The 12,139-nt window shown below is 59.5% G+C and carries 11 protein-coding genes and 1 riboswitch; of the genes, 3 read left to right on the forward strand and 8 right to left on the reverse strand.

The features are described from left to right. Positions 1 to 26: 26 nt before the first annotated feature. The 3 genes from JNB91_RS20790 to JNB91_RS20800 are packed head-to-tail and all read right to left on the reverse strand — an operon-like array spanning position 27 to position 3,432. A complete protein-coding gene (locus tag JNB91_RS20790; protein ID WP_220327388.1) occupies positions 27 to 1,397 on the reverse strand; it encodes an MlaD family protein in 1,371 nt (456 codons plus the stop codon). An 8-nt stretch (positions 1,398 to 1,405) separates the two neighbouring features. Further along, positions 1,406 to 2,284 (reverse strand): ABC transporter ATP-binding protein, encoded by an 879-nt coding sequence (locus JNB91_RS20795; RefSeq protein ID WP_223218296.1) that lies wholly within the window; start codon positions 2,282 to 2,284, stop codon positions 1,406 to 1,408. 5 nt (positions 2,285 to 2,289) lie between these two features. Beyond that, a complete protein-coding gene (locus tag JNB91_RS20800) occupies positions 2,290 to 3,432 on the reverse strand; it encodes an ABC transporter permease (RefSeq protein ID WP_220327389.1) in 1,143 nt (380 codons plus the stop codon). 112 nt (positions 3,433 to 3,544) lie between these two features. Between JNB91_RS20800 and dgcA the strand changes: the two genes are divergently transcribed. After that, on the forward strand, positions 3,545 to 4,528 hold the full coding sequence (dgcA, locus tag JNB91_RS20805; RefSeq protein WP_220327390.1) for an N-acetyl-D-Glu racemase DgcA: 984 nt from the start codon (positions 3,545 to 3,547) through the stop codon (positions 4,526 to 4,528). Here the strand turns inward: dgcA and JNB91_RS20810 are convergent. Beyond that, positions 4,498 to 5,688, reverse strand: coding sequence for an MFS transporter (locus tag JNB91_RS20810; RefSeq protein WP_220327391.1), 1,191 nt, complete (start codon positions 5,686 to 5,688; stop codon positions 4,498 to 4,500). The two genes, dgcA and JNB91_RS20810, sit on opposite strands and share 31 nt — an antisense overlap. 116 nt (positions 5,689 to 5,804) lie before the next feature. Then, the gene (locus JNB91_RS20815) at positions 5,805 to 6,620 is read right to left on the reverse strand and encodes a UDP-2,3-diacylglucosamine diphosphatase (RefSeq protein ID WP_220327392.1); all 816 of its coding nucleotides are present in this window, start codon (positions 6,618 to 6,620) and stop codon (positions 5,805 to 5,807) included. A gap of 213 nt (positions 6,621 to 6,833) precedes the next feature. Between JNB91_RS20815 and JNB91_RS20820 the strand changes: the two genes are divergently transcribed. Then, complete coding sequence (locus tag JNB91_RS20820) at positions 6,834 to 9,161, forward strand: NADP-dependent malic enzyme (protein WP_220327393.1); 2,328 nt, start codon at positions 6,834 to 6,836, stop codon at positions 9,159 to 9,161. An 85-nt stretch (positions 9,162 to 9,246) separates the two neighbouring features. After that, positions 9,247 to 9,969, forward strand: a complete 723-nt coding sequence (locus JNB91_RS20825) for a hypothetical protein (protein WP_220327394.1) — start codon at positions 9,247 to 9,249, stop codon at positions 9,967 to 9,969. Here the strand turns inward: JNB91_RS20825 and bluB are convergent, their stop codons facing one another. The 3 genes from bluB to JNB91_RS20840 form a co-directional block, all read right to left on the reverse strand. After that, entirely contained in the window at positions 9,970 to 10,656 is a 687-nt protein-coding gene (bluB, locus tag JNB91_RS20830) for a 5,6-dimethylbenzimidazole synthase (RefSeq protein ID WP_220327395.1), read from the reverse strand. Positions 10,657 to 10,740: 84 nt separating this feature from the next. Beyond that, a riboswitch (cobalamin riboswitch) is annotated at positions 10,741 to 10,923 on the reverse strand. A 28-nt stretch (positions 10,924 to 10,951) separates the two neighbouring features. After that, entirely contained in the window at positions 10,952 to 11,782 is an 831-nt protein-coding gene (locus tag JNB91_RS20835) for a TolB family protein (RefSeq protein WP_220327396.1), read from the reverse strand. Between the two features lie 18 nt (positions 11,783 to 11,800). After that, complete coding sequence (locus tag JNB91_RS20840; RefSeq protein WP_220327397.1) at positions 11,801 to 12,139, reverse strand: hypothetical protein; 339 nt, start codon at positions 12,137 to 12,139, stop codon at positions 11,801 to 11,803.

Consider the following 12,139-nt stretch of genomic DNA (forward strand, 5'->3'; position numbering starts at 1 on the left):
AAACGTCCTACCCCTGCCTTAAAGCCTTAACGTCTCGTCCTGCCGTCATATTCCTTGACGGTCTCGCCGCCGAAGATCAAACGCTGCGGATTCTGGTCGAAATTGGTGATGGTCTGATTGAGCGAATTCACCGTGCGGCGCGTGTCGTCCACGAGTGCCTTCACGTCACCAAGGCCGCTGGACGAGAAACGCTGCAGGTTGTCGGCAATCGGCCCGACGCGCGCGTTGATATTGTCAGCCACGGTGCGGAAAGATTCGAGCGTCTTGCGCGCTTCGGCAAACAGGCCTTGCGAGTCATCGCTCGATACGAGGCCATCGACCTTTGCGAGGATGCCATCGACGCGGCTCGATGCATTGTTGAGCTTGGTCGCCAGTTCGGTGAAATCGGTGATCGCCTTGTTGATATCCTCGGAGCGATGCGAAACATCGTCAACCACGCTGCGGGCCGAAGCCAACGTCTGACGCGCATCTTCCGACGCGGCCGAAATATTCTGGATTGCCGTGCCGACTTGGCTCGGATCGACAGCGGCGAGCAGGCTATCCGCGCGGTTAAGCACCTTCTGAGCGTCCGCCCCGACCTGGGCAAAATTCGTCGCAGTCGTCTGGACAGTCGCGACCAACGGACCGAAGTTTTCCGATGCATTGGCAACGTTGCGCGTCACACGCTCGGCATTGCCGACGATCTGGTTGATGCGCTCAGCGTCGATGGCACGAACCAGCTGATCAGCGGCCTCAAGCGTCGAGTTGAGCGTGCCGGAAACCCTGTCGACGGTCGCCGACAGAGTGGAAAGGCTGTGCAGGAACTCGTCGATATTGCCCGAATTGTTGCTGAGTGCGGCGGTAAACGTTTCGACGTTGCGGATCGTCTGGGTCAGCGGCCCACGCGCGTCGCCGACAAAGCCCTGGATGTCACCGATCGCCTGATCGGCCCGTTCAAGGATCTTGTCGGCTGTCGCCAGAAGGTTTGTCACGCTCGACTGGTCGGCAATCAGCACTGCCGGGCGACCTGCCTCCATGGATTTCTGGAGAATATTTTCCTCGCCCTTGGCGCCGCCGGAAAGCTCGATATAGGCAGCCCCCGTCAGCCCCTGTACTTCCAGCACGGCCTTGGTCGACTGGTAGACGGGCGCGTCGGCGCGCACTTCAGTAAAGGCGATCGAATAGCGCGGATCATCCGGATCGATGGTCAGGCCGCGCACGGAACCGACCGCAATACCGTTGAAACGAACCGGGGAGCCGACGGAAAGACCGTTCGCGGAGCCGGGAATGCGAATCGCAAGCTCGGCCATAGGGCCGCCGCGACCGGATTGCGCCATCCAGTAGACAAAGCCGAAGGCGGCCGCGATCACGAGGAGCGTGAAGAAACCCACCAGGGCGTAATTTGCTTTGGTTTCCATGGGTTAGATCACTTCCCTAGCTCTATCGGGCCTAGCTCTGTCGGGCCTGCATCTGCCGACCCTGTCGGCTTCTGGTTTTCATTGGTCACGACGGTGCGCGCTCGCTTGCCGCGGAAATAGGACTGAACCCACGGATCATCAAACTCGAACATATCCTGCAGCGTACCTTCCACCAATACCCGTTTCTGGCCGAGCACGGCAATACGGTCACAGACCGAAAACAGGCTGTCGAGGTCGTGGGTCACCATATAGACGGTGAGGCCCAGCGTATCGCGCAGCTTGGCGATCAGCGCGTCGAAATCGGCAGCCCCGATCGGGTCGAGACCAGAGGTCGGCTCGTCGAGGAAGACGAGATCCGGGTCGAGCGCCAAGGCACGGGCAAGTGCTGCGCGCTTGATCATGCCGCCCGAAAGTTCCGACGGGTACTTGTCTGCAGCATCCGGCGGAAGGCCGACCATTTCGAGCTTCACGTAAGCCAGTTCATCCATCAGCGATTGGGGAAGATCGAGATATTCGCGCATCGGCAGCTGGATGTTTTCCTTCACCGTCAGGGCGGAAAACAGCGCTCCGTGCTGGAAGAGCACGCCGAGCCGGGTATCGAGCGCGATGCGCTCTTCATCCGAGGCTTCCTCATAGTTCGAGCCGAGAATTTCGATCTTGCCGGAACGATGCGGCAACAGCCGCAATACAGTGCGCATCAGCACCGACTTGCCGGTTCCGGAAGCACCAACAAAGCCGAGGATTTCGCCGCGGTAGATATCCAGATTGAGATTGTCGAGGACGATTTTCTCGCCGAAACCGACCGTGAGATCGCGCACGGAGAGAACAACCTGACGGTCGTCCTTCGGTTTTCTTTCCATGGTCTGCTGCTCGTCTGCCAAATCCATGCCTCCTAGAAATCGATCGCGGAGTAGAAGATGGCGAAAAGCGCATCGATGAGGATGACAGCGAAGATGGCCTTGACCACCGATGCCGTCACATGCTGGCCGAGCGATTCAGCACTGCCGCCGACCTTCATGCCTTCGACGGCTGCAACAATGCCGATCGCGAGCGCCATGAAGGGCGCCTTGATCATGCCGGAGGCAATCGATGTATGGTCGATCGCTTCGTGCAGGCGTGACAGATAGGTATCGAAGGTGATGCCGGAGTAAAGCAGAGCCACGATCGCTGCACCGTAAAGTGCTGCGAAGTTTGCGATAATGGTCAGAAGCGGCAATGCAATCGTCAGCGCCACAAGCCTTGGAAAAATCAGCACGCCGATCGGATTGAGGCCGATCACCGTCAGCGCGTCGATCTCTTCGCGCATCTTCATCGAGCCGATCTCGGCCGTGATGGCGCTGCCCGAACGACCGGCGATCATGATGGCGGTCAAAAGCACGCCGATCTCGCGAAGCTGCAGGATGCCGACGAGATCGACGACAAAAATTTCGGCGCCGAAATATCTCAGCTGGAAAGCGCCCTGCTGGGCAATGATCGCGCCGATCAGAAACGACATCAGCACGATGATCGGCACCGCGCGCACGCCCATGCGGTCGATATGGGTGACGACCGACGCCGGAGACACGCCAGCCCCACGACCGAATTTCAGCTGCGCGCCGCGAACCGCGGAGCCGAGGATGTTCATCGCCGCGTAGAAGTCGCGCCCGACTTCTACGACCAGCTTTCCGGGCGGGGTGAAAACGCGCTCGAATATGCTGCGCTTGTCGGGACCGGGCGCCGGCGGTGCCGGCGTCGTCTCGGGCAAAGCGCCGATCAACTCTTCGATCGTGCCATTGCCGCCCGAAAGTGTCGCTTCCTGCCCCTCGCCGCTCCTGGCCGTCATCAGACGGCGAATCAGCCAGGCGCCGGCAGTGTCTATTCCGGAGATGCCGGACAGGTCGATTTCGACCTTGCCCTTGCCGCCGGATTTCTCGATTTGGCCCAGATCCTTGAGAACAGCGGCAATAGAATGATTGCGCCAATCGCCCGTCAGAACATAACGTTCCGCGCCATCCGGCAAGTCTTCAGTATTGATTTTCGCCAGATTGGAACTCACGGGGTGCGGGTGCTCGCTTCAAATGGTCTCTGCCGCAATGCATTGATTGCGCTTCGGGAAAACGCAATATAGCCGCATCGGACGGATTTGCCACAACAGGACGTTTAAAACGATGCCCCGTCACCTTGAAGCAACAATCGAGGCTTTCCCGATTGCCGGAACATTCACCATTTCGCGTGGATCGAAAACCGAGGCGGATGTCATCGTCTGCACCATCTCGGAAGACGGAGTTTCCGGCCGGGGCGAGTGCGTTCCCTATCGACGTTACGGCGAGACGATGGACGGCGTGATGGCAGAGATAGTGGCGGTTTCCAAGGCAATCGAGACGGGCTTGACGCGGAACGGACTGCAATCCGCGATGAAACCCGGTGCTGCCCGCAATGCGGTCGATTGCGCATTATGGGACCTTGAGGCCAAGCGATCCGGCAACAACGTGGCCACTGTTATCGGCGCCACGCGTCGGGAACCGATCGTGACGGCCTTCACATTATCGCTATCGGATGCAGCCGCGATGGGAGAGGATGCGAAAAAGAACAGCGGGCGGCCGCTTCTGAAGATCAAGCTCGGTACGGAAGACGACGAATCGCGGCTTCGCGCCGTTCGTGATTCGGCCCCGGATGCGCGGATCATCGTCGACGCCAACGAAGGCTGGACCGAGGAGAATATCGAACGGCATCTGGCAATCGCCGCCGAATTGAAGATATCGCTGATCGAGCAGCCTCTTCCTGCCGGCAAGGACGCGATCCTTTCGCAGATCAAGCGGCTGGTTCCGGTCTGCGCCGACGAAAGCGTTCACTCCACAGCCGATCTCTCGTCGCTTCGCGACCGTTACGATGCGGTGAACATCAAGCTCGACAAGACTGGCGGGCTGACGGAAGCACTGGTGATGAAGGCGCAAGCGCAACGGCTGGGATTTCAGATCATGGTCGGCTGCATGGTCGGAACATCGCTTGCCATGGCGCCTGCGGTGCTTTTGGCGCAGGATACAGATTACGCCGATCTCGACGGGCCGCTGCTTCTTGCCCGGGACCGTCCGGGCGGGCTTCGTTATGAAGGTTCGCTCGTCTATCCGCCGCTGCCCGAACTCTGGGGCTGAGAACGGGTCGCGAGCGCCAGCACGACAAAACCGATCACGGCCAGAAAAGCCATGGCGAAGTAACCATAGATTTCCAGCTGCCGGTAGATGACGCCGGCAAGCAGTGTCGAAATCGCCAGGAATGCACCATTATAAGCGACATAGACGCCCTGCGCCGATGCCTGCTGATCTTCTGCGACCATTTCCGACAGGCGGTACTGCAGCCCGAGATGAACGCAGGCGAAGCTGAAGGCGTGGAAAATCTGCAATATCCCGTAATACCAGACATCCGAGCCGAACGGAAAAAACACCCAGCGCAGGATCGCCATCAGGCAGCCGAAACGCAACAGCCCCAAAGGCGTGAGGCGTCTTGCAAGGCCGCCGGAGATGAAAAAGATGCCGATTTCGGCAATCACGCCGATGCACCAGAGGGCGGAGATCACGGCATTCGAAAAGCCCATGCCCTGCCACTGGATCGTGCTGAAACCGTAAAACATCCCGTGGCTCGACTGGATGAGCGAGACCCCGATCAGGAGCAGATGGACAGATCTGCCGAGTGGACGGCGGGAGGTCATCGGAGATGCCGCAACCGTTCGCCTGCCCGATTCCTGGTCCAGTCGAGGCGCGATGAAGGCAACGGCAAACGAGGTCAAAAGGACCGCCACCAGCAGGAGCGGGATGGCGATATTGCCGATAGCGGTCGAGAGGCTACCTGCGATAAGCGTCGTCACGACAAAACCGACCGATCCCCAAACCCGCATTTTTCCGTAGTGAAAGCCCCATCGTTTGACGCCAGAGATCGAGATCGATTCGACGATCGGCGTGTAGGGCGCAAACAAGGCCGCCTGTATGGCCACGGCCGCAAGAACGACCCAGAAATCGCCGCTGACGAGCAGGCCGAGAATGGAGACTATCGACGTTGCCGCGGACCAGGCGAGAATATGGCGCGGATCGCGAGCGCGCCCCACAAGAGAACCCGTTCCCATGGCGACGAAGACACGAAACACCACCTGAGCCGCAAGGATCACACCGATCTGCATCGCGCTGAAGTTCAGACCATGCAGCCATACGGGCAGATAAGGCACCAGAATGCCGTTGAGCGACATCGGTGCGGCATAGGCTAACGAACAACGAAGCTGGAACTGCGGCGGGGCGGCAGACGGTTTTGCGGCAATATTCACGGAATCACAAATGGTGGTGAAAGTCGCTCGAGACTATCACCACCATTTGCAATGGAAACCGGTCCACACGCTATGTGCGAAAACAAAGTGTGTCGCTGGTGAAGATTTCGTGTTGTTCAGGCAGCCTGCATGTTCTTCGTCTTTGCCGGTGCCGGCAGGGCATGCAGTTCCGCGGTCACCTTGATGTCACGCCAGGTGATCAGTTCCAGCGTTCCGTCGTGATGTTCGGCAATCGCCGTGCAGCTTTCAACCCAATCACCGGTATTGACGTAGTGGATGCCGTCGATATCGGTCATCACCGCATGATGAATGTGCCCGCAGATGACGCCATCCACCTTGTTGCGACGCGCCTCGTCGGCCACCACCTTCTGGAACTCGCCGATGAAATTGACCGCGTGCTTGACCTGCAGCTTGGCCCAGGCGGAGAAAGACCAGTAAGGCATGCCGAGACGGCGACGAACCGCCGCCAGCACGACATTGATGGCGATCGCCGCGTCATAGGCCCAGTCGCCGAGATAGGCGAGAAGACGGGCATTGCGGACGACAACATCGAATTCGTCGCCGTGAAGAACCAGATATTTCTTGCCGTCGGCCATTTCGTGGATCGCGCGGTCGGCAACCTCGATGCCGCCGAAATGGGTGCCGGGGAAATCCCTCAAGAATTCGTCGTGATTGCCGGGAATGTAGACGATGCGGGTGCCCTTGCGCGCCTTGCGCAACAGCTTCTGCACCACGTCGTTGCAACCCTGCGGCCAGAACCAGCTGCGCTTCAGGCGCCATCCATCGACGATGTCACCAACGAGGAACACAGTCTCTGCTTCATGGTATTTGAGGAAATCCAGCAGGAGTTCCGTCCGCGCCGCCTTCGAGCCGAGATGCACGTCGGAGATGAACAAGGTCCTGAAATTCCTGGTCTCACCTGTCGCTGTCACGGAAGTCGTCCTTTCATAGCCCGCCCCGTCGTCTGAAAACCAGAGTCTTGTTTCAGGATGATGACAGGAGGCTTTTCACCCATGGGCAGATCTCCTTCGGATTTCCTTACATCGATCAAAAATAGCTGCTGTTACACGTCCCTGTTTGATGTAATGAGATGCCGCATTCTCCCCAGAAGGACCGGGAAGACAGACTAAAAAGCAGGAGTGAGCATGGACGCGCAGGATAAATCGAAGTCGGCCCCGCCGAGCAGTGCGGATCTTGACGAACAGGCGCTGTTCTTCCACCAGTATCCCCGTCCGGGCAAACTGGAAATTCAGGCGACCAAGCCGCTCGGCAACCAGCGCGATCTGGCGCTCGCCTATTCTCCGGGCGTTGCGGCCCCCTGCCTTGCGATCCGGGACAATCCGGAAGCCGCTGCCGATTACACGGCGCGCGCCAATCTCGTCGCGGTCATCTCCAACGGTACGGCGGTTCTCGGGCTCGGCAACATCGGCCCGCTCGCCTCGAAGCCGGTGATGGAAGGCAAGGCCGTCCTGTTCAAGAAATTCGCCGGTATCGACGTCTTCGATATCGAGATCGACGCCGCCGGCATCGACGAGATGGTCTCGACCGTCTCGGCGCTGGAGCCGACTTTCGGCGGCATCAACCTTGAAGACATCAAGGCGCCGGAATGTTTCGAAGTCGAGCGCCGGCTGCGCGAGAAGATGAACATCCCGGTCTTCCACGACGACCAGCACGGCACCGCGATCATCGTTGCGGCCGCGATCCTGAACGGCCTGGAACTGGCCGGCAAGTCGATCACCAACGTCAAGATCGTCACGTCGGGCGCAGGTGCAGCAGCACTCGCCTGCCTCAATCTCCTCGTCTCTCTCGGCGCGAAGAAGGAGAATATCTGGGTTCACGATATCGAAGGTCTCGTCTACGAAGGTCGCACCGAGCTGATGGACGAATGGAAATCCGTCTATGTGCAGAAGAGCGACAATCGGGTTCTGGCCGACAGCATCGACGGCGCCGACGTATTCCTCGGCCTGTCTGCCCCGGGCGTGCTGAAGCCGGAACTTCTCGCGCGCATGGCGGAAAAGCCGCTGATCATGGCGCTTGCCAATCCGACGCCGGAAATCATGCCGGAACTTGCCCGCCAGGCACGTCCTGACGCGATGATCTGCACCGGCCGATCCGATTTCCCGAACCAGGTGAACAACGTTCTCTGTTTCCCGTATATCTTCCGCGGCGCGCTTGATTGCGGCGCGAGCACGATCAACGAGGAAATGAAGATGGCCGCGGTCAAGGCCATCGCGGCACTTGCGCGTGAAGAAGTGTCTGATGTCGCGGCAAAGGCCTATTCCGGCGAAACGCCGATCTTCGGCCCGACCTACCTGATCCCCTCGCCGTTCGATCCGCGCCTCATCCTGCGCATCGCTCCGGCTGTCGCCCGTGCTGCTGCCGAGAGCGGTGTAGCTGCCCGTCCGATCCAGGATTTCGAAGCCTATCTCGACCAGTTGAACCGCTTCGTCTGGCGCTCCGGCTTCGTCATGAAGCCGATCTTCGCGACAGCCAAGGCATCCGAAAAGAAGCGCGTGATTTTTGCCGAAGGCGAAGACGAGCGCGTGCTGCGCGCAGCCCAGGTTCTGCTGGAAGAAGAGATTGCCCGCCCCATCCTGATCGGCCGTCCTTCCGTTATCGAGGCACGCCTGCAGCGTTTCGGCATCCGCATCCGCCCGAATGTCGATTTCGGCGTGGTCAATCCGGAAGACGACCCGCGTTACCGCGAATATGTCGAGGACTATTTCGCGCTTGTCGGCCGCAGCGGCATCAATCCGGAAGCCGCCCGCACGATCGTGCGTACCAACAACACGGTCATCGGCGCGCTGTCGGTCAAGCGTGGCGAAGCCGATGCGCTGATCTGCGGCGTTGAAGGCCGTTACGATCGCCACCTGCGCGACGTCAACCAGATCATCGGCAAGCGTCCCGGCGCCTGCACCAATGCCGGCCTCAGCCTGTTGATCTCGCAGCGCGGCGCGATGTTCTTCACCGACACGTTCGTGAACTACAATCCGACCGCCGAGGAGATTGCGGAAATCGCCATTCTCGCGGCTCAGGAAGTTCGCCGTTTCGGCATCGTGCCGAAGGCCGCGCTGATCTGCCATTCGAATTTCGGCTCCCGCGATTCGGAAAGCGCCCGCAAGATGCGCGCGGCGCTGGAGATCATCCGCAGGCAAGCGCCGGAACTCGAAGTCGATGGCGAAATGCAGGGTGGTTCGGCGCTCGACGAGGCACTGCGCAAGCGCGCCATGCCGAACAGCACACTGAGCGGCGAAGCCAATCTCCTGGTCTTCCCGAACCTCGATGCAGCAAGCATTTCGCTCGGTCTCGTGCGCACGATGATGGACGGCCTGCATGTCGGCCCGATCCTGCTCGGGACAGCCAAGCCGGCTCATATCCTGTCACAGACCGTCACATCCCGCGGTGTCGTCAACATGGCGGCTCTGGCCGTGGTCGAGGCCTCGCAGATCGAGCCGGTTGCGTTGGTGAAATAACTCTATGCGGGAAGCTTGGAAGCAAGCTTCCCGCATGTTCGATATGCCAGTTTCGGCCACGCATGTTCTATGCGACAGGTGAGGCATGACATTTTCGAAGACGATGACATCCTTGGCGCTTGCATCGCTGCTTCTGCCGCAGGCGACTTTTGCGCGCGATGTCGAGGTTTGCGCCAATCTCTACAAGCGCCTCAACAGCACACCGCAGATCATCGGCACGACCAGTAATGTTCGCCGATACGCGCAGGATCTGAGCGCTCTCAACGCCGATATCCGTCAACTTCGGATCGACATGCGCAGCCTAGGTTGCGGCAGTGGCAGTATCGTGACCTTTGGGGACCCCGAAGATGCCGACGAATGCAGTTCCATGCAGGACACGCTGCAGCGGCTTGAAGAAGAGCGCGCAGGGCTGACCGAACAGCGTAACAACACCCGCTCGCTGCTGCAGCCCTCCGAGGAGCGCGTTGCCATCCTTTCGGCAATCCGCGCCAACAATTGCACGCCGACCGATCTCGACACCCAGACGGAACTGGACGAGAAAGAGCGTCTTCGAATCCGCGGACTGGCCTTGCCCAGAGCAGATGAGCCGAGATCGTTCGGCCTGAAACCGAACGACCCCAACTCCAGCATCACGCATCTCGGCAGCAACGCGCCGACACCCGCTAAAGAGGAGCCGGTCCAGTTTCCGCCGGACCGACCTTACGATCCGGAGAAAAAGCTGCGCTCCGTCGGGCCGCAATTCTTTCCGGAAGAAAACATCGATCTGGCCAATCCGAAATCCAGCGGCCCGCAGAAATTGCAGGAGTGATTATCTGCGGCCCCATGCATCCTGAAAGATGAGTTCCTCCAGGGGCAAGCGCTGACGCCAGCCCTTGATCGCGAGTTCGGGCTTTTCGTAAAGCACATCGACGTAACCGAGGCATAGCCAGGCAACGATCTCGATACGGTCCGGTATGCCGAGGATCTTACGGACATCCCGGTCATGGAAGATACTGACCCAGCCGACGCCGATCCCTTCCGCCCGTGCCGCAAGCCAAAGGTTCTGGATCGCACACACGGTCGAATAGCTGTCCATGCGGCTGTTATGGGTGCGTCCCAGCACCACAGGCCCTGCCCGATCCGGATCGCTTGTGACGCAGATCGACAAAGGCGCCTTCCTGATCCCCTCGAGCTTGAGGCTCCTGTAGACGCTGCGCTTTTCCTCGGGGAACATTGCCTCGGCCTCTTCATTGGCGCATGAAAACGCTTCCCATGCGGATTGGCGAACAGCTTCGTCGCGGACGAGAATGAAATTCCAAGGCTGCATGAAGCCAACCGAAGGGGCTGCATGCGCAGCATCCAGAAGACGGCGCAAGACATCGTCAGGGATCGGGTCTGAGAGGAACTGGTCACGCACGTCACGCCGCGTCTCGATCGCACGGTAGACCGCGGCACGCTCGGCGTTAGAGAAGGCTTTAGCGGCCACAAGGCCGTCATTCAAATCATCAGGTCGCATCGTCTTATCCCCAACAACGCATGCGGATTGCCTGATCCTTCAAGGTATCCAGCAAACCGCGCAACCTGCCCGCCGTCCACGCGGATCGGTCCATCCTGTCAGGCCGGTCTTCTGACTTGGCTTCATCCGCTCATCGCCGCCTTCCCGGACAGATCCAGTGGCATGAATACGATGGGCGTCCGCCTCACAGCGTTGGGCACGTTCCGGCATCTCACCGAATTCCCGATTCTCCCACCAAGGATGGGCACCTGACGGGTGTCCTTATGCTGGCTGAACCCGGCTGAAGCAAGGCCGTTCAAGCCGCAGGGAAATACCGGACATAGGCGAATTCATCACCGTCCGGTGACCAGCTTGGAGAATTCATCGTTCCCTGCCCGCCAAACAGATCGAACAGGGTTTCGACATTGCCACCGTCCGCATCCATCAGCCGGACGCGAACATTCTGGTCTCGCGGGTGATCGAAAACGTCAGCGTCATAGGAGACGAAGACAATCTTGTCACCTTTCGGTGACGGATGCGGGAACCAGTCGCCATAGATGCTGTCGGTGATGCGTTCGGCAACGCCGCCTTTAGCCGGCACGCGCCAGATCTGCATCATTCCGGTGCGGCTGGAGTTGAAATAGATCCACTCGCCATCCGGCGAATAATCCGGCCCGTCATTGCGGCCTTCACCGAAGGTCAGCCGCGTTTCGTTCTTTCCATCGATGCCGATCGTGTAGATGTCGAAGACCTGATCGCGGATGCCGCAATAGGCAAATGTCTTCCCATCCGGCGACCAGCCATGCCAATAGGACGGCAGATTTTCCGTCACCAGTTTCGGAGTGCCGCCTTCAGCCGGCAACACGTAGATCGCGGATTTGCCGAACTCGACCTTGTCCGAAACCGCGATCATGGTGCCGTCCGGCGAAATACCATGATCGTTGTTGCAGAGCGTTGCAAAGCCCGTATCGATCTTCTCCGGCCCGCCGTCACCATGAGGAGACAAGCGATAGATCAGTCCGTCGGCGTTGAGCATGAGATAGTCACCGTCCGGCGACCAGTTCGGCGCTTCGAACAGTTCTTCCGTCTGCCAGACGACCCGGCTCTGGCGGGTACGGATATTGTAGATCTCTATAGAGCTTCGCATCTTTCGACCTTCCGCTTTCTAGCGTTGGTGTCGCGCGTTCAGGAGGGAATGCATCTTCTGGAACACGCTATGGGTCAGCAGGATCCCACGCTGCTCGCGAAAGACGCCGGCAAAACTCCAGAAGAGATTGGTGACCACGATCAGAAAGGCGATCGCCATTGCCTGAAAGCTCTGAACGACAAGGGCATAGATCCCGATGAAAACACCGGGAAGAAAGAAGGCGCTGTAGCCGAACAGGCGCATCAGCGCCGAACCGGGCTCCGGTTGAGCCGCCTGCATGGCGATAAAGCTGCGCTCCTCGTCCGAGAATTCCAGTCCCGAGCGCGCCGTGTCCTCCCTCTTGGGTAGCCCCTCCAC

This window comes from Aliirhizobium wenxiniae (genome assembly GCF_019511445.1).
GTDB lineage: Bacteria > Pseudomonadota > Alphaproteobacteria > Rhizobiales > Rhizobiaceae > Neorhizobium > Neorhizobium wenxiniae_A.

Excerpts from the sequence above, each read along its gene's own strand:
- bluB (WP_220327395.1), bottom strand. The coding sequence starts at position 10,656 with ATGCGACCTGATGATTTGAATGACGGCCTTGTGGCCGCTAAAGCCTTC.
- JNB91_RS20820 (WP_220327393.1), top strand. The coding sequence starts at position 6,834 with ATGGACGCGCAGGATAAATCGAAGTCGGCCCCGCCGAGCAGTGCGGAT.
- JNB91_RS20825 (WP_220327394.1), top strand. The coding sequence starts at position 9,247 with ATGACATTTTCGAAGACGATGACATCCTTGGCGCTTGCATCGCTGCTT.
- JNB91_RS20790 (WP_220327388.1), bottom strand. The coding sequence starts at position 1,397 with ATGGAAACCAAAGCAAATTACGCCCTGGTGGGTTTCTTCACGCTCCTC.
- JNB91_RS20795 (WP_223218296.1), bottom strand. The coding sequence starts at position 2,284 with ATGGATTTGGCAGACGAGCAGCAGACCATGGAAAGAAAACCGAAGGAC.
- JNB91_RS20835 (WP_220327396.1), bottom strand. The coding sequence starts at position 11,782 with ATGCGAAGCTCTATAGAGATCTACAATATCCGTACCCGCCAGAGCCGG.
- dgcA (WP_220327390.1), top strand. The coding sequence starts at position 3,545 with ATGCCCCGTCACCTTGAAGCAACAATCGAGGCTTTCCCGATTGCCGGA.